Origin of the sequence: Pyrinomonas sp. (assembly GCF_040289685.1) — a bacterium.
Classification (GTDB): domain Bacteria; phylum Acidobacteriota; class Blastocatellia; order Pyrinomonadales; family Pyrinomonadaceae; genus Pyrinomonas.
Genome location: NZ_PSLQ01000043.1, coordinates 1 through 16,921 on the forward strand (window position 1 = coordinate 1; position 16,921 = coordinate 16,921).

At 60.5% G+C, this 16,921-nt stretch carries 14 protein-coding genes; 6 read left to right on the forward strand and 8 right to left on the reverse strand.

The features are described 5' to 3' along the window. Positions 1–372: 372 nt before the first annotated feature. From C4334_RS09960 to pheA (C4334_RS09995), 8 genes are all read right to left on the reverse strand, one after another. The gene (locus C4334_RS09960) at positions 373–1,563 is read right to left on the reverse strand and encodes a multiheme c-type cytochrome (RefSeq protein WP_352431940.1); all 1,191 of its coding nucleotides are present in this window, start codon (positions 1,561–1,563) and stop codon (positions 373–375) included. Between the two features lie 108 nt (positions 1,564–1,671). Further along, on the reverse strand, positions 1,672–2,760 hold the full coding sequence (locus tag C4334_RS09965) for a tetratricopeptide repeat protein (RefSeq protein ID WP_352431941.1): 1,089 nt from the start codon (positions 2,758–2,760) through the stop codon (positions 1,672–1,674). A gap of 186 nt (positions 2,761–2,946) precedes the next feature. Beyond that, positions 2,947–4,626 carry a CRTAC1 family protein gene (locus C4334_RS09970; protein WP_352431942.1) on the reverse strand — a complete coding sequence of 560 codons (1,680 nt, stop codon included), beginning with the start codon at positions 4,624–4,626 and terminating at the stop codon, positions 2,947–2,949. A 605-nt stretch (positions 4,627–5,231) separates the two neighbouring features. Beyond that, positions 5,232–6,452 (reverse strand): tetratricopeptide repeat protein, encoded by a 1,221-nt coding sequence (locus C4334_RS09975; protein ID WP_352431943.1) that lies wholly within the window; start codon positions 6,450–6,452, stop codon positions 5,232–5,234. Positions 6,453–6,559: 107 nt separating this feature from the next. Then, positions 6,560–7,423 carry a prephenate dehydrogenase gene (locus C4334_RS09980; RefSeq protein ID WP_352431944.1) on the reverse strand — a complete coding sequence of 288 codons (864 nt, stop codon included), beginning with the start codon at positions 7,421–7,423 and terminating at the stop codon, positions 6,560–6,562. A 2-nt stretch (positions 7,424–7,425) separates the two neighbouring features. Then, positions 7,426–8,454, reverse strand: a complete 1,029-nt coding sequence (gene aroF / locus C4334_RS09985) for a 3-deoxy-7-phosphoheptulonate synthase (RefSeq protein ID WP_352431945.1) — start codon at positions 8,452–8,454, stop codon at positions 7,426–7,428. A 27-nt stretch (positions 8,455–8,481) separates the two neighbouring features. Then, positions 8,482–9,321, reverse strand: coding sequence for a prephenate dehydratase (gene pheA, locus C4334_RS09990; RefSeq protein ID WP_352431946.1), 840 nt, complete (start codon positions 9,319–9,321; stop codon positions 8,482–8,484). Next, positions 9,318–9,611, reverse strand: coding sequence for a chorismate mutase (gene pheA / locus C4334_RS09995; protein ID WP_352431947.1), 294 nt, complete (start codon positions 9,609–9,611; stop codon positions 9,318–9,320). The genes pheA (C4334_RS09990) and pheA (C4334_RS09995) overlap by 4 nt, the downstream gene beginning before the upstream one ends. Positions 9,612–10,345: 734 nt before the next feature. Between pheA (C4334_RS09995) and lysC the strand changes: the two genes are divergently transcribed. From lysC to asd, 6 genes are all read left to right on the forward strand, one after another. Continuing rightward, positions 10,346–11,764, forward strand: coding sequence for a lysine-sensitive aspartokinase 3 (lysC, locus tag C4334_RS10000; protein ID WP_352431948.1), 1,419 nt, complete (start codon positions 10,346–10,348; stop codon positions 11,762–11,764). Next, complete coding sequence (locus tag C4334_RS10005; RefSeq protein WP_352431949.1) at positions 11,764–12,783, forward strand: M20/M25/M40 family metallo-hydrolase; 1,020 nt, start codon at positions 11,764–11,766, stop codon at positions 12,781–12,783. The genes lysC and C4334_RS10005 overlap by 1 nt, the downstream gene beginning before the upstream one ends. An 85-nt stretch (positions 12,784–12,868) precedes the next feature. Beyond that, positions 12,869–13,582 carry a 4-hydroxy-tetrahydrodipicolinate reductase gene (locus C4334_RS10010; protein WP_352431950.1) on the forward strand — a complete coding sequence of 238 codons (714 nt, stop codon included), beginning with the start codon at positions 12,869–12,871 and terminating at the stop codon, positions 13,580–13,582. Positions 13,583–13,585: 3 nt separating this feature from the next. Further along, a complete protein-coding gene (gene dapA / locus C4334_RS10015; RefSeq protein ID WP_352431951.1) occupies positions 13,586–14,509 on the forward strand; it encodes a 4-hydroxy-tetrahydrodipicolinate synthase in 924 nt (307 codons plus the stop codon). A 44-nt stretch (positions 14,510–14,553) separates the two neighbouring features. Further along, positions 14,554–15,408: a 2,3,4,5-tetrahydropyridine-2,6-dicarboxylate N-succinyltransferase gene (locus tag C4334_RS10020; protein WP_352431952.1), complete on the forward strand. Its 855-nt coding sequence runs from the start codon at positions 14,554–14,556 to the stop codon at positions 15,406–15,408. A gap of 153 nt (positions 15,409–15,561) precedes the next feature. After that, positions 15,562–16,620 carry an aspartate-semialdehyde dehydrogenase gene (gene asd / locus C4334_RS10025; protein ID WP_352431953.1) on the forward strand — a complete coding sequence of 353 codons (1,059 nt, stop codon included), beginning with the start codon at positions 15,562–15,564 and terminating at the stop codon, positions 16,618–16,620. Positions 16,621–16,921 lie beyond the last annotated feature (301 nt).

The following is a 16,921-nucleotide window of genomic DNA, read 5'->3' on the forward strand; positions in this document are numbered from 1 at the left end:
CCCACTTCAACCGCATTGAGACGGTCTGGAAGCGGCTCAAGGGCTTTCTTCTTCCCAGGCGTTGCTACAACTCCCGATCCCAACTCCTCGACGCTCTGAACGCCGCACTCAAGCTACTTGGGGCCATCGAAATCGCGCAAACTTAGTATGGAGATACTTAATGGGGGACACGCTGTGTCCGTCAAAGGCAGTAGTGGGGATGTGGCGAGCGGCGCGTGGTCGTGCGCCGTCCGGTTGGAGTGGCACACGGTCCACGCACCCTCTATCTCCGGCAGCTTGACGCGCCGGGGATGCCCCGCGCTTCATTCGAGGGAGAACGTCATAGCGTTGAAACCTGCCGAAATGGGCTTGCTGTCCGAGATGCGTGCAAGCTCATCTTGGAAACGGTTCGCCTTCTCTGGCGACGCGTATGCGGTGATCTGTGAACCTGAAGTGCGCGCCTGGAAGTTCAACTCTTGGCATGTGGCAACTGACGCAGTCTTGAGCCTTCACCGGACAAGCCTTGGCCGTGCGTCCTTGTTCGATCTCCGTTCGGGCGAGCGCAGGCGAACGCAAGCTCGCCATCGAGCGGTGGCAAACGGTGCACTTGGCATCGTAAAAAGCAGCTTCCTGCTGCAGATGCTCATGCGGGTTGTGGCAGGCCGTGCAGCTTAAACGCGGGTCGTTCGGATCGTGGCCGCGGCTCGTAAAGATGCGGTAAGGTTGAAAACGCACGTTGTTTATGCCGCCCTGTTGCGGCAGCGAAAGGACGTCTTCGGCGCTGCGGTGACAAGAGCCGCAGAACTCTTGCGTCAAAGCATCGGCGCTCAGCTTTTTCGGATTGAAGATCTGTAGATCGTTGAATCGTCCAGCCTCGGCGGCGAGGATGTGATCGCGCCCAGGTCCATGACAAGCCTCGCAACCGACGCCCGGCATCAGGTGCTCTAGTTGCAAGCTCCTGCCCGCCACTGCCGCCGTCGCATGACACCCAAAGCAGCTGCGCGCTTCGTCCATGCTGACGGCGCGCCCTAAAGCGTCCTCCAAAGAAGCGGGCACTGTGCGCTGGTAACCGATGGTGAAATCAAGGCCGTCTATCTCGCGGTAGTAACTGACGCGGCTTTCGTAGAAGGCGCCATTGTATTGCAGGAGGTAGGTCTGACCAGCTTTGCCTTGGCCGAACGAGTAGCGGATCGGAACCGATATCGACTTGTTCCCATCGCTCACCGTGTAAATGCTCTCTTCGCCGCGACGGACTATCTCGTAACGGTACGGCCCGATGCGAAATGTCAAACGCTGACGCGCGCGCAGCACGTCGCTGTCAATCGGCATTTGCAGCGCGCGTGCCATCGCGGTGTGATGGTAGGTCTCGAACTCTTTGGCGTGACACTCAGCGCAGGCTCGATTGCCAACGTAACCGGCTTCTGTGAACGGTTTATTCGAACGCCACGGAAGCGCCCCAACCCGCGTCATCGACATCATCTGGCCTTGGCCGCGCGTCAAGAGCGGCGAGCCGAACCATATGCCGGTCGCCATGATGAACAGGACCACGACGCTCAACTTGAGCTTGTCCACCGTCGAATTCATCTCTCCGAAAACGACGCTTGTTTGAGATGGCAGCGTTGGAGAGACTTGAGCCTGTCCGCCGTTTAATCTCTCCGAAAGACGCGCGACAGCCCCTTCGAACGCCGCCCATCAACGTGGCGCGTTCGAATCGGTCTTTTCATCTTGAATGACCTCGCCGCGATTCAGCCCGCGATTGGCCGCTTCTTCGGCCTTTTTGTTCAAAAGCACGAAGGTTTCACGCGCGCGCTCAGCATCCGCCTTGCGATTTGCGCGCGCGTAAGCCCGCGCAAGCGCGAAATGGATGCGCGGCTCTTCCGGCGCGAGATTGCGCGCTACTTCCAGTTCCTCGATGGCGCGCGCCACTTGTCCGACATCGAGCAGCAATCGGCCCAATAGGTAATGTCCAAGCGGCGAACGAGGGTAGAGCCTGATGGCCTCTTCGGCGAACTTCAAACCGGCAGCGGCCTCTTTGTTTCGCAGCTTGATGTAGGCGATCTGCAATCGCGCGAGCGCGTTTTCCGGCGAGTTCTCGATCTCGCGCTGGAAGGCGGCCAAAGCCCCTTCGTCATCGCGCCGCGAAAGCAAATAGCGGCCGTAGGCATACTGCACGTTGGGCGCTTTTCCATAGTCCGCCGCAAGCCTTGCATACTCGCGGTGCGCATCGGTGAAATTACGCTGCGCCGCCTGTAGTTCAGCCCAACCAGCGCGCCTGATCAATTCGTGCTCTTCGGAATTAGGCGGGATCTGACGCGGCAGCGCGGGGATGCGCAAAATGGCGAGTCCAAGCGCGAGGATCAAATCCTCGCTGCTCACGCCGTCGTAAGCGAGTGCGCCCAGATTTTGCTGTGCCGTCTCAAAATCTCCTTTCAACAGCAACAACAAGGCTTCGTGGTAACGAAGGACGCGGATCAGTTCGGGGTTGTTGACGAGGCCCAGTTGGCGACCGCGTTGGATGTGGAGCAAAGCTTCGTCGTAACGCCCGAGTTGGAATTCGCACAGCCCCAACAGCGCCCACGGCGCGCCAGCTTTGGGCTGAAGCTCGGCAGCTTTTTGGAAGGCTCGCGCTGCTTCCGCATACCGGTCCCGCTCGTAGAGCAACGTCGCCAAATACCACCACCCCTCGCCCCAGCGCGGACGCAACGCGAGCGCCTGCCGATAAAGTTCAATGGCGTCATCGAGCCGGTTTACCGCGCGCGCTTCGTCCGCTCGTTTGGCCAACGTCTCAAACGAGCCGGGTCGCCCTGCGCCAGTTCGCCGCTGCGCACAGATCGGGAGCGCAAACGCGAAAACGCCGCAGATGAGCCCGACTAGACAAATGTTTTTTGTTCTCGACCTTTGTGCGTAGCGCATCTTTCGCTCCCCGACAACGACACCAGCCGCATCGCGCCGTACGCTCAAGCGAGCTTACTTTTTAGCGATCCCCTCGCCCTCGACGATCTTGATGTACCTGTTTGCCGTCAAGTTCTCGAACTTTTCGACCTTGCCGCTCGGCCAGCGGATCTCCAACAGATCCACTTTGGCGGCTGAGCCGAGGCCGAGCAGCTCACGCGGATCGTGCGAAGCCAAATAGCTGCCGCCATTGGTGCGCAGCCGACTTCGCTTTGTGCCGCCAGCCTGCCATGTGATGGTCGCGCCGATGGCCATCGGGTTGCTCTTGGTCCCAACGAGCTGCAAGCCGAGCCAGTTGTTCTTGTTTCCGCCTTCGTTGCGCAACAACAAAGGCGCTTGCCCGTTGTTGACGACCAGCACGTCGAGATCGCCATCGTTATCGTAATCGCCGACCGACAGGCCGCGTGCCGGGTAATCCCTCTTGAAGACTTCGCCCGATTGCGCGCTGACGTTTTTAAATACCCCGCCGACGTTCTCGAACATCAAGAGCGGCTCCTCATATTTGACGACCGGAGTAAGCGACTCGACCATGTCGTCTGGATGACCGTTGGCGAGAAACAGGTCCACATCGCCATCGTTGTCGTAGTCGAAGAACTTCAAACCCCAACCGCTCAGAAGGCGCACAGCTTGCGAGATCTCGCCTGGTTCATCGAGAAAGGTCAAATCTTTCTGATTGTGGTAAAGACTGAAAAGCTCTTGATCGATGTTGGCAACGAATAGATCTTGCCATCCATCGCCATCGTAATCCGCCGCATCAACGCCCATGCCGGAGCGCGGCGTCCCCGCTTCGCTGTAGGCGACGCCCGCCGCCAGACCGATCTCATCGAACTTGCCGTTGCCTTTGTTCAAGAACAGGAAGTTCGCCACCGTGTCGTTGGCGACGAACAGATCCATCCAACCGTCGTTGTTGATGTCGGTGGCGACGACGCCGAAAGACTTGCCAAGGGCGTTGGCGATGCCGGATTCGCGGCTTACGTCCGTAAAGGTCCCATCGCCATTGTTGCGGAAGAGGAAGCTCGGTCGAGGCTTGAAAACGCGCGGGATGCAATAGTAGCGTCGTCCCAAACGGTTGTCGCCGCAACTCATCTCTTTGTTGTAAAGGACGAAACTTGAAACGAACAGATCGAGCTTGCCGTCGTTGTTATAGTCGAACCAAACGGCGCAGGTGGACCAGCCCGGAGCAGCGACGCCGGCCTTTTCAGTAACGTCCGTGAAAGTTCCATCGCCGTTGTTGTGATAAAGCGTATTGCGCCCGTAAGCGGTGACGTAAAGGTCCATCCAACCATCGCCATCGTAATCGCCCGCCGCCGCGCCCATGCCGAAATACTTGCTGTTGGCGACGCCCGCTTTCTCGGCGACGTCCGTGAAGGTGCCGTCGTGGTTGTTGCGGTAGAGAGCGTTTTTGAGCGGTTTCGACGGCGTGAAGAAATCCGCCGGACCGCTGTTGACCAGAAAGATATCTAGCCAGCCGTCGTTGTCGAAATCGAAGAAGATGCCGCCGCCGCCCACCGTTTCTGGCAAGTAGCGTTCGGGCGAGCGCGCATTGTCATGCACCCAAGAGATGCCGCTCTTTTGCGGCGGCACTTCGACAAAGGTGACGCGCGCGTTGGAGGCGCTTGTTTGTTTCTCTTGCCAACCAAAGCACGGCACGAGCGCGAGTGCAATTTGAAGCAGAATAGCCGTTGTGCGTAACATGCTTTTTGCCCGAAGGTCTTTAGATTGATCTAAGTTCCCCGCGCCGCGCACGACAGAACAGCCCTTGTGCGTAGCATGCTTTTTCTCGCCCGAATGAAGCGCGCGGTCTCAACGCCCTGCGAACCGTTCGATGGGCCATCGGACGCGCCCACCAAGGGGATCGTTTCGCGACCTGAACCCGCCCGAGATGGGCTCCAATTCTAACTCTTTCACCTCGCAGTCGGGAAGAGCGACGAGACCTATAGCCGGTTGCCCATCGCTGCTGAAGACGCGAAGCTCGATCGCGCTCCAATCCATCCCCGCTGGGCTTTGCGCGACCTTGAGATGCGGGATCGCGTGATGATCCCTGATGAGCAGAGCGATCGGGATGGAACCGACGGCGATGCGGTGCCATTCTCCGCCGCGATAAACCTTGCCCGTCTAGTAAGCGATCCGCTTCCCCGGCGGGATTGTAGACTCGCCTTTCGTTGACCTCGTCGAACAACGGCGCGACCAACAGGCCGATTTGGCAGGGCCAGAACGCACCGCAACGACGGCTTCAAACCAGCGACAACATGGCCCATGTGACTTGCTAACAAGTCAACGACGCACGCTCTCAGCGAGCGTCAGCGCGGCGGATTCTCTCTGGTCTTTTCCGGCGTCGGCTGGTTGCGCTGTTGCTCGGCATTGAGTTGGTCGATGATAGCACGCACGCGCTCGGCATCCGCCGTGCGCTTGAGTTTGTAGTAGAGCCGCGCAAGCAAGACGTACGCCGCCGTGAATTTCGGCATCTTCCCGACGACGCGCTCGAGCAATCGCACCGCTTCTTCCGTATCGCCTTTGGCCTGTGCTAACTGGGCCATTTGGTAGAGGATGCTGCCATCATCGGGGCGCAACGCCAGCGCCTTTTGCAGATACTTGGCCGCCTCCTCCAATCGTCCGTCTTCGCGAAGCAACCAACCGAGCCGCGCGTTGGCGTTGAAGTCGCGCGGGTTGATCTCGAGCTCGGCCAGATACTCTTTGATCGCCTGCTCGCGGTTGCCCGAGAAGAGATAAGCGTTGCCGAGCTGTGAATGTACGGTCAGCAGGCGCGGGTTAAGCTTCTTCGCCTCGGAAAGCTCGTCGATCGCCTTGGGAAGCTCCTTGGCTGCTAGATGCAATGCGCCGACGACTAGGTGGGCTTCGGCTGAATCCAAACGACTGAAGACGCGCTCGACCAACTCAGCGGCTTGCGTGATCTGATCGTTGCTCAAGTAGGCATGGGCCAGCGCGTAGGACACGCCGAGATCATCGGGCCGCGCGCGATGGACCGTTTCCAGCTCGCGAATCGCTTCCGGCAGCCGATTCAACTGATAAAGGCACAGGCCGAGAAGCGCGCGCGCCTGATGATTTTCCGATTGCGCGGCGACGACCTGCGCCAGCTCGCGTTGCGCGGCGGCGAAATCTTCCATCTGAAAATAGGCGATCCCCAAGTTCAGACGCACGGCGTGCTGCGCAGGCGCAATTTCCAGCGCGCGTTTGTAAAAACTGATGGCTCGATCATACCGACCGAGCCGCGCATAGACGACGCCGAGGTTGGAAAGGGCTTCCACGCGCTGCGGTGCCCTTTGCAGCGCGCTTTCATACGCTGCGCGCGCACCTTCGAGATCGCCCTTTTGCAGCAGCTCCACGCCGCGTGCGATGTCGCGTTCAACGCTCGACGCAGCTTGTTGCGCTTGCGCCGGAAAGATCGCCATTAAGATGGTGAGCGCCGCCGCGAGCATCTGCTGGCACTTGAACTCCTCAATTCTTCGCGCGGGAAAAGGCGTTGAGCGCGTCCAATAGTGTAACACCGAACGATGGTTCATCAAAACCGCTGTTCCGACAACTGGCGCTTTCAATCAACAAATCGAACGCCTCGCCGCAACTAGGCGATGTGGCGCTGATCAACGAAACGATAAGCGATCGCACTGCCTTAGCCAGAAAGGTCGATCCGACGGTGAAAAAGACGCTCCGTTTGCCGCAGCGCGTTGCGGTCGTCGGCGCGCAGCTCGCGGCGCACGGCATCGAGTATGGCGATCACATCATCGAGCGCCGCGGTGATGTTCAAAGCGTTGGTTGAAAGTATGTCTTGCCAAATGGTCCAAGAGCTCGCCGCCAATCGCGTCATGTCACGGTAGCCGGGACCGATCAGATCGAAGAGTCGCTCCGCTGCCGGATGATCTTCGACAGTAGTGGCAAGCGCGCTGGCGAGCAGTTGCGGCAAGTGACTCGTGTAAGCGAACACGCGATCGTGCTCATCGGCTGTCAGGATTTGAAGACGCGCCCCCATTTGTTCGATCAACGCGCTGAGAGAAGAAAAGGCCCGCTCGACCTCCGCCGTCTCCGGCGACTCGCACACGAGCACGTAACAAGCTCCGACGAAAAGATCCGCTCGAGCGCGTTCGAGGCCACGCAGATGGCTTCCGGCCACCGGGTGCCCACCAATGAAAAGACGGCCTTTCGGCAGATGGGCGCGCGCCGCGCGGCAGATCTCTGCCTTGGTGCTTCCAGCGTCGGTGACCAGAGCGCCGCGACGGACTAGTTGACCGTGCTCGCGCAAGAAACGGATGATCTCACCGACCGGCATGGCGAGGTAGATGAGATCCGAAGAGGAGACTTCGCCGCGCGCGAATGACTGGTCCACCTCGTCGATGATCGTGCGCCGACGCGCTTCGTCGAGCGCGTCGGCGCACACATCCCAGCCAGCGATGCGCTCGCACGTGCCCGCCCGCTTCAGCGCGAGCGCAAACGATGCGCCGATGAGTCCACAACCAACAACCGTAGCGCGCTTCCACATACTCAACAGGCTAGCGCGAAACTTGGCGCAAGCTTCGGCAACGGCGCGGTCAAATCACGCATCATCCGCGAGAATTCCGTCAGATCGAGCGACTGCTGGCCGTCGGAGAGCGCCCTTTCCGGGCACGGGTGGACCTCTACGATGAGTCCATCGCTGCCGATGGCAAGCGCGGCGCGCGAAGCCGCTGCGATCAAGCTGCGGCGCCCCGTGCCGTGCGATGGATCGACGATCACCGGCAAGTGCGACAGCTCCTTTGCCAAAGCCACCGCCGCCAAGTCCAAAGTGTTTCTCAACTCGGTCTCGAAGGTCTTGATCCCGCGTTCGCACAGGATGACGCGCTCGTTTCCGCCGGAGAGCAGATATTCGGCAGCCAACAACCACTCTTTAACGGTCGCCGACGGACCGCGCTTAAGCAAGATGGGGCGCGGCGTTTTGGCCAGCCGTCGAAGCAGCGGGAAGTTCTGCATGTTGCGCGCGCCGACCTGCAACACGTCGGCGTGCTCGGCCACCGTTTCTACGTCTTCCGTGCTCATCACTTCAGTAACCACCGGCAAGCCTGTTTCGGCTCGCGCTTCGGTCAGCAGCCGTAGCGCTTCGATCCCTAAACCTTGAAAATCGTATGGCGAAGTGCGTGGCTTGTAGGCTCCGCCGCGCAGCATGTGCGCGCCTGCATGACGCACTGCGCGTGCCGTTTGCAAGATCTGCTCGCGCGATTCGACCGAACATGGACCAGCGATCACGACCGCTTCCGGACCACCAATGCGCACGCCAGCGACTTCCACCACCGTCCGCTCGCGCTTGAACTGCAAACTGACGAGTTTGAACGGGTGCGCGATGGGCACGACCTCTTCGACGCCGGGCGCCGCACGCAGGGCCTCTAATTCGTGACGGCGCTGATTGTTGCCAACAGCGCCGATCACGACGCGCTCGGCGCCGCGACTGACGTGCGCCTTGAAGCCGCATTCCTCCACTCTCTCGATCACGTGTTGAATCTCCTCTTCGGTTGCCTCGATTGACATCGCGATGATCATGGCTTCTCTCTCCAAATGAATTCTCCCCTACAGACGAGCTGCCCGGTAAGAGCCGAGCACGCGCAATTGATCGACGCGCGCGCGTAGATCCGCTAGCGCCGCGCTCAACTCAGGCGCGTCTATTTCCACCTGCAAGTCCAAATAGAAACGGTATTGCCACGGCTGGCCAGCAACGGGACGACTCTCGATCTTGAGCAGATTGATAGCCCGACGCGCAAACGGTTCGAGCGCGCGGTAGAGCGCTCCCGGTTCGTGTTTCAAACGCAGCACCAGCGACAGCTTATCGGCATCAGGCACCATGCGGGGCGCGTTCGTTAACAGCACGAAGCGCGTGTAGTTCTCCCGATGGTCCTCGAGATGCTCGCGCAAGATGCGTCCACCATAGACCTCGGCGGCGCGCGCCCCGGCGATGGCGGCGCGCGTCGGATCCCCAAGTTCGACGATGTGTCGAACGCTGCCTGCCGTATCGTCCGCCACGATGCGCTTGAGGTGCGGATGCGCGGCGAAGAAGCGTTCGCACTGCGCGAGCGCAACCGGATGCGATTCCACCGTGCGGACATCCTCGAAACGCGCTTGCGGACAACCGATGAGATGATGCGCGATGGGAATCACCGTCTCGGCAACGATATAGAGCGATCTTTCAAGCAGCAGGTCATATGTCCGATGGACCGAACCGGCCAAGCTGTTTTCGATGGGAGCCAGCACGTAGTCGCTTGCGCCTTCTTCGATGCTGGCAAACAAGGCTTCAAAGGTCGGTCGTGGAACGAGCGCCATCGGCTCGCCGAGCAGCGCGATGGCCGCTTCCTCGCTGAAAGCTCCGCGTTCGCCCTGAAAAGCGATGCGCGCACCTTGTCCCACGATCTTCATGCGCGTCCGTTCAACTCGACTTCAGTCAAATGCTCTATGGCTACGCGCCGCGTCTCGCCGATGATGCGGCGAAAAATCTTCATCACTGCCCGATCATCGAGCGGACCACGGTTGGCACAACGCACGTGCGCGAGGACCTGCCGCTCGCGCGCGCCGTCATACAACGGCGCGCCCGTCGTGCGCTTCAACGCGCCGATCTCCAAAGCGATGCGCGCTCGCTCGTTGAGCAGATGCAGCAACTCCTTGTCGATTCGATCGATCTCCGCCCGCCAATCTTCGATGGTGCTCATTCGTCTCCCTCCACTCGCTTTTTCGGACCGACAAAAAAGCCAACCGCAACCTTTTCGGGAGGTTGCGGTTGGCCGTCGCTTCAATCTCGCTGTTTGTTAGCCGTGCTGGCTACTCGCGCGTGCGCTTCGCCCGTCCGCCCTCCCTCGCTGAGAGGCGGTATGTAAAGGCGAAGTAATAAAACCACAAGTGACGCATCACGCTTGTCCGCTTCCTTAGCGGAAGCGCGAATATAATTGAACGCTCTCGCGGTTGTCAAGCGAGAAATATTTAAACGGACATTAAAAGCATTAATGTTTCTTGTACAGGGAGGATCAACAGCTCATAGCCTCGCGGTCGGACAGCGATGTCTGAGCGAAGATCTGTCGCTTTGCAGTTCAACGATGGCAGGGACTGAGATCTCTTTGTCGCGCAAGGGGCAACTGGCATGCAGCTTTGATCCGACGGCGGAGAGCTTTCGCAAAGATGTGCGCGCGCGGCTCTACAATTACTGTAACGAGCGTGAGGGGTTGGATCGAGAGCGGTTAAGTGGGCGAGATGGACGGGGGGTAACTCTTTATCGCCTTGACGTCTCCCGATGATGGAGTCGTCGAACGGTCGGAGACTTCTTTTGCCAACCCTTTTTGCGCTATATTTTGCGCGATTCGTTTGGCGAGCCTTTCTCTTTGGCCAAGCCCTTTGCGAAAGGCGCGCCGTGACGTTTGCGAAGAGCAACAAAGTCGCTCGGTCGAATTAGATGGACCAACTCATCGTGATGAAATTCGGCGGCACTTCCGTCGAAGATGCGGCAGCTTTCGCGCGCGTCGCTGACATCGTTGAAACCACGCGAGCAGCGCATCCGGTGGTCATCGTGTCGGCGATGAGCAAAGTCACCGATGCTCTCATCCAAAGTTTCAACCGGGCGATGGACAGCGACCTCGACGGCGCGCGTGCGGCGATCGAACCGCACCTTGCGCGCCACCTCGTCGTCGCGCAAACGCTGCTTCCGCAAAGAAGCCAAGAATCTTTTCGCGAACATCTCGATCACGCACGTGCCGAGATGGAGAAACTTCTGCTGCGCGCTGCCGCGTGCGAGCTTCCCTTTCCGATCTTGCAAGATGAGTTCGTCGCCTACGGCGAGAGGCTCTCTTCGAGATTGCTCGCCGATGTTCTGGCCGCACGCGGGCTGCCGGCTGTCAACGCCGATGCGCGCCGTTGCATCGTCACGGACGAATCGCACGGCAACGCCGTACCGCTGATGGCCGAAACGCGCGTGCACACGCGCGCGGAGCTGTCCCCCTTGATCGAAAATGGGCTGATCCCCGTTCTCGGCGGCTTCATCGCCACCTCGGCGACCGGGCGGACCACGACGCTTGGACGCGGCGGCTCCGACTATTCAGCTGCGATCATCGGAGCGGCGCTCGACGCGCGCGAAATTCAAATCTGGACCGATGTGACGGGCGTGATGACAGCCGATCCGCGATTGGTCCCGAACGCGCGCACCATTCCGCGCCTGTCGTATGCGGAGGCCGCCGAGCTAGCTTATTTCGGTGCCAAGGTCCTACATCCGAAGACGATCGAGCCAGCCGTGGAACGCGCCATTCCGGTGCGCGTCTGCAATTCACGTCGTCCAGAGGAAGAGGGCACGCTGATTTGCGCCGAAACGGAAGCATCTGCCCAACGCATCAAAGCCATCGCTCACAAAACCGGCATCACCGTCGTGCAGGTGATATCGGCGCGCATGCTCGGAGCGTACGGCTTTCTGCGTGCGCTCTTCGAGGTCTTTGACCGCCACCGCACGGTGGTCGACGTGGTTGCGACATCCGAAGTGAGCGTCTCGCTGACGCTCGATGATACGCGCTCGCTTCAACCGATCGTCCGCGAACTCGAATCGCTCGGCACCGTGCGGGTTGAACCTGAACGGGCCATCATCTGCGTCGTCGGCGAAGAGTTGCGTACCACCCCTGGCGTTGCGGCGCGCGTCTTCGGTGCGCTGCAAGACATTAACATCTCGCTCATCTCGCAAGGGGCTTCGAGCATCAATCTGACGTTTGTCATCGACGAAGCGCGAGTTGGCGAAGCGGTTGCGCGCCTCCATCGCGCGATCTTCGCAGAAAGGCAAACGACCGCTGTGCGTCAAACCTTCGACGTGCCCGATCAAACGGAGAAGAGGTGATGGAGAGAGTGCTGGATCCAGTCACGCTCACAAGGAGGTTGGTCGACATCCCGTCGGTGACGGGCGAAGAGCACGATGTCGGCCTCTTTCTGGCCGATTATCTCGATGGGCTTGGATGGCGCGTCGAGCTGCAACCTGTGGCCGACAGGCGAAACAACCTCATCGCGCATCTGCCGGATGCTCCGCCGCGTATCGTCTTCTCCACGCACATGGACACGGTTCCGCCCTTCATCGAATCGCGCGAAGACGATCAACGCATCTACGGACGCGGCGCTTGCGATGCCAAAGGCATCATCGCAGCGCAGGCGACGGCGGCGGAACGCCTGCGCGCCGAAGGGATTCGTTGCCTCGGGTTGCTGTGGACGGTCGATGAAGAACTCGGCAGCTTGGGCGCGCAGAAGGCCAACCGCCACCCGCTCGCATCAGAATGTCGCTTCATGATCAACGGCGAACCGACCGACAACAAACTCGCCCTCGGCACCAAGGGTGCGCTCCACGTGCGCCTAACAGCCGTCGGACGCGCAGCACATTCGGCCTATCCGGAACAGGGCGAATCGGCCATTGAAAAACTCCTCGATGCGCTTGCAGACGTGCGCCGCATCAACTGGCCCACCGATCCGCTCCTCGGACCGACGACGTGCAACATCGGCGTGATTCAAGGTGGAACGCGACCCAACGTCGTCCCCGACCTTGCCCGCGCCGATCTCCACATTCGCCTGGTGACCGAGGCCGACGCCGTCAAACGCTTGATCGAAAGAGCGATCGCCGGTCGCGCCGCGATCGAGTACGTCGCCGCTTCGCCCGTCGTGCGCATGACCACCGTGGATGGATTCGACACGTGCATCGTCCGTTTCGCCACCGATGTTCCGCACTTAAGCAACTGGGGGCGGCCTCTGCTGCTTGGACCGGGATCCATTCTGGTAGCACACACGCCGCATGAACAGATCGCTAAAAACGAGCTGCATCGCGCCGTAGCGCTCTACATGGAGCTGGCGCGTCGGCTGCGCCCCGCCGATTGAAAGCCGAAGGCAGTTTCGCGTATGCTGGCGGGACGAAGCATAAGCAGTTTCAATGGATACGTTAAGACTTCGTTGAAGGACCGGGATGAAGATCGCACTGATCGGTTATGGCAGAATGGGCAAGCTCGTTCAGGCACGCGCCCGTGCGCAAGGGCACGAAACGGGCATCGTGGCCACCTCGCATGATGCCGAGCTGACGGCGGCGGAGCTGGCCGCACGGTTACGCGGTTACGCGGTGGCGGTTGACTTTTCCGTCGCCGAAGCGGTGACGCGCAACGTCGAAGCGTGCGCGCTTGCGCGCCTGCCGTTGGTGGAGGGGACCACCGGCTGGGATGCGCAGTTAGATCAGGTGCGGCGCACCGTCGAACAACACGGCAGCGCGCTCGTTTACGGGGCAAACTTCTCCATCGGCGCCAACCTCTTCTTTCGTCTCGTCGCACATGCGGCGGACCTATTCGCCGCTTTTGCCGACTACGCTCCGTTCATCGAAGAGGCGCATCATGCGCGCAAACGCGACGCGCCTTCGGGCACGGCGCTCAAGCTACGCGAGTTGCTCGCGCGACACTGGCCCGTTGAGACCATCTCCGTCGCGGCGACGCGCGCCGGTCATATCCCGGGCACGCATCGCGTCGGCTTTGATGCGCTCGACGACCAAATCTTGCTTCAGCACGAAGCGCGCACGCGCGAAGGTTTCGCTGCGGGTGCGTTATTGGCGGCGGAATGGATCGCTGCACGCCGACGCGGGGTCTATGAATTTTCCGCTTTGATGGACCAACTTATCAGCGAAAGGAGGAGATAGAAGATGACGATCAAAGTCGATTGGCTGCGCGGCTGCGCGACGGCGCTGGTGACACCTTTTCGCCACGATGGTTCCATCGACGAAGAGGCGATGCGCCGCTTGATCGAACGTCAGATCGCTGGCGGCGTACGCATCCTCGTCCCCTGCGGGACGACGGGCGAATCGGCCACCATGACCGAAGAAGAAGACCAGCGCGTCATCGCCTTGACGGTTGAAGTGGCGCGCGGTCGGGCGCGCGTTATTGCCGGCACGGGCAGCAACGCGACGGCAGATGCGATCCGTTACTCGCAGGCGGCGCGCGCGCTCGGCGTCGATGGCGTTATGGTCGTCGCGCCCTATTACAACAAACCGACGCAAGACGGACTGTTCGCCCACTTTCGCGCCGTCGCCGAAAGCGTGCCGGACCTTCCCGTCATCCTCTACAACGTGCCGGGCCGGACCAGCTCGAACATCGCCGCACAGACTACGTTGCGCCTTGCGCGCGAGGTCGAAAACATCGTCGCCATCAAAGAAGCCTCGGGCGATTTCGGTCAGATCATGGCTATTTTGCGCGAGCGGCCCAATGGGTTCCGCGTCCTTTCAGGCGACGATGCGCTGACGTTGCCGCTCATCGCGCTCGGAGCCGACGGACTCATCTCGGTGGTCGCCAACGAAGTGCCCGATTTGACATCGCGCATGGTCGAGATGGCGCTTGCTGGCGATTTGGTCGCCGCGCGTCAAATGCACTACCGCCTGCTTCCGCTCATGGAAGCGAACTTCATGGAATCGAGTCCTGGTCCGGTCAAAGCGGCGTTGGCGATGATGGGGTTGATCGAAGAACGTTACCGCCTGCCGCTCGTTCCCGTGCAAGAAAGGACCAAGGCGCGCTTGCGCGAAGTCCTCACCGAGTTGGGGTTGCTCAAAGGCGCATCGCAAGCCGCCGACTGAATAAGGATTGCACGAGCAGAACTTCAGCCGATGAGGAGCAAGACATGGCGCAAGCCGAAGAGAAGACGCTTCGTCAACGCATCGAAGCGCTGGCGGCAAGCGAAAAACAGAAGTTCTCCGAAGCCGATCGCGCGCTGTTCGAAGAGTTCAAAGCGGCTTTGGGGCGCGGCGAGATCCGCGCCGCTGAACGCGACGCTGAGGGTCGCTGGCGGGCACACGTGTGGGTCAAACGGGGCATCCTCCTTGGCTTTCGCATTGGCGCGCTCATCGAAATGTCGCCGCACGATCGGTCGCTCCGTTTTTTCGACAAAGATACGTATCCGATCAAACGTCTAACCGTGCACGACCGCGTGCGCATCGTTCCCGGCGGATCGAGCATTCGCGACGGCGCCTACGTCGCGCCCGGCGTCGTCTGCATGCCGCCGATGTACATCAACGTCGGCGCCTACGTCGATGAAGGGACGATGATCGATAGTCATGCGTTGGTCGGCTCCTGCGCACAAGTCGGCAAACGCGCGCACATTTCGGCAGCGGCGCAAATCGGCGGCGTGCTCGAACCGGTCGGCGCATTGCCCGTCATCATCGAAGATGAAGTGTTGGTCGGCGGCGGCTGCGGCGTCTATGAGGGGACCATCGTGCGGCGGCGCGCCGTGCTCGCGCCCGGCGTCGTGCTGACCGGTTCGACGCCCGTTTACGATCTCGTGCGCGGCCTTGTTTATCGTCGGACGGCGGATAGTCCATTGGAAATCCCAGAAGGAGCAGTGGTCGTGCCGGGCGCGCGCGCCGTCGCCAACGAGCGCGGGCGCGAGTGGGGTTTATCGCTTTACGCTCCGGTGATCGTCAAATACCGCGACGAAAAGACGGATGCGGCGGTGCAATTAGAAGACTACTTGCGCTGAAGATACAGACGCAGCCGCCCCTTTCAGCGCGAAGGCGCGCACGGGGAAGAGGTCGAGGCTTCCGCGTCCCCTTCTTTACGATAAAGAACGGGGAAGAAGTCGAGGCTTTCGCGTCCCCTTCTTTCGAAAAGAGTCTAGAGGCCGAAGGAGGTTATGTTGAGAAAGAAATACAGAGTCGGGATTTTGGGCGCGACCGGAACGGTTGGGCAACGGTTCATTCAACTGCTGGAGAACCATCCGCAATTCGAAGTGACGGCGCTGGCCGCATCCGACCGGTCGCAGGGCAAAGCCTACGCTGAGGCTTGCGTGTGGCGACTGGCAGGCGAAATGCCGACCTCCGTTCGCTCCATCAAGGTCGCTCCGCCCGAACCACCGCTCGATTGCGATCTGATCTTCTCGAGCCTACCCGGCGAGATTGCGCGTGCCGTCGAAGAGGGCTTCGCGCACGCTGGCTACCCGGTGCTCAGCAATTCGTCGGCCTGTCGCATGGATCGAGACGTGCCGCTGGTCATCCCGGAAGTCAATCACGAACACTTCGCGCTCATCGAAACGCAGCGCCGCGCGCGCAGCTTCGACCGCGGCATGATCGTCACCAACCCGAACTGTTCGACGATCATGCTCGCGCTGGCGCTTGCCCCGCTTCATCGCCGCTTCGGCATCGAAGCCGTCGTCGTCACCACGTTGCAAGCGCTTTCCGGAGCCGGCTATCCGGGCGTTCCGTCGCTTGATGTGTGCGACAATGTTCTGCCGTTCATCGATAAAGAAGAGGAGAAGATCGAAACCGAAACGCTGAAGATACTGGGCCGGTTGCGCGAATCGTCCATCGAGATGGCAAATATCAAGATGAGCGCGCAGTGCCATCGCGTCAACGTCACGGACGGACATATGGCCGCCGTGCGCGTGAAATTCACGCGCCCCGCGTCGCTCGAAGAAGTGACCGAGGCTCTCGCTTCGTGGCGCTCCTTGCCGCAGGAGATGGAGCTCCCCTCGGCGCCTGAACGCCCGATCATCGTTCGCAACGAACCCGATCGCCCGCAACCGCGTCTCGACCGCGACTCGAGCAAGGGGATGAGCGTTACTGTGGGGCGCATCAGGCCGGATGGGGTTTTGGACGTTCGTTTCGTCGCGCTCAGCCACAACACGATTCGCGGCGCTGCCGGTGCAGCCATCCTCAACGCTGAAATGCTGATCGCGCTCGGTTACCTCGCTTGACGCGAGAGAGCCGAGCACGAGATGGGCTGACCCGCTAAGTTGTACTTAGCGACTTACGCAGTCGAAAAGGAGATCTGGCGAAAACATAAGGACTTGACCAAGCTCTTCCCGAAAACCACTGACGCGCTTCAATCGCGTACGCGCCCGATCGAAGCGCACAGGATCGGTCTTCGCCATGGCGCGCTTTGCATGGCCGAAAGCGTGCCGGAGATTTGACAAGCGACGCAGTGAGAAGCTATTCTTTGAGCTTGCCGTCGCTGGACGGAAAAACTTCATAAGCAGACCGGCAGCCTTTGGGTCG

Coding starts and splice junctions, on each gene's coding strand:
- C4334_RS09970 (WP_352431942.1), bottom strand. CDS start 4,626: ATGTTACGCACAACGGCTATTCTGCTTCAAATTGCACTCGCGCTCGTG.
- C4334_RS10005 (WP_352431949.1), top strand. CDS start 11,764: ATGGAGAGAGTGCTGGATCCAGTCACGCTCACAAGGAGGTTGGTCGAC.
- aroF (WP_352431945.1), bottom strand. CDS start 8,454: ATGATCATCGCGATGTCAATCGAGGCAACCGAAGAGGAGATTCAACAC.
- C4334_RS10010 (WP_352431950.1), top strand. CDS start 12,869: ATGAAGATCGCACTGATCGGTTATGGCAGAATGGGCAAGCTCGTTCAG.
- C4334_RS09960 (WP_352431940.1), bottom strand. CDS start 1,563: ATGAATTCGACGGTGGACAAGCTCAAGTTGAGCGTCGTGGTCCTGTTC.
- lysC (WP_352431948.1), top strand. CDS start 10,346: ATGGACCAACTCATCGTGATGAAATTCGGCGGCACTTCCGTCGAAGAT.
- C4334_RS10020 (WP_352431952.1), top strand. CDS start 14,554: ATGGCGCAAGCCGAAGAGAAGACGCTTCGTCAACGCATCGAAGCGCTG.
- pheA (WP_352431947.1), bottom strand. CDS start 9,611: ATGAGCACCATCGAAGATTGGCGGGCGGAGATCGATCGAATCGACAAG.
- pheA (WP_352431946.1), bottom strand. CDS start 9,321: ATGAAGATCGTGGGACAAGGTGCGCGCATCGCTTTTCAGGGCGAACGC.
- C4334_RS09975 (WP_352431943.1), bottom strand. CDS start 6,452: ATGAACCATCGTTCGGTGTTACACTATTGGACGCGCTCAACGCCTTTT.
- dapA (WP_352431951.1), top strand. CDS start 13,586: ATGACGATCAAAGTCGATTGGCTGCGCGGCTGCGCGACGGCGCTGGTG.
- asd (WP_352431953.1), top strand. CDS start 15,562: ATGTTGAGAAAGAAATACAGAGTCGGGATTTTGGGCGCGACCGGAACG.
- C4334_RS09980 (WP_352431944.1), bottom strand. CDS start 7,423: ATGTGGAAGCGCGCTACGGTTGTTGGTTGTGGACTCATCGGCGCATCG.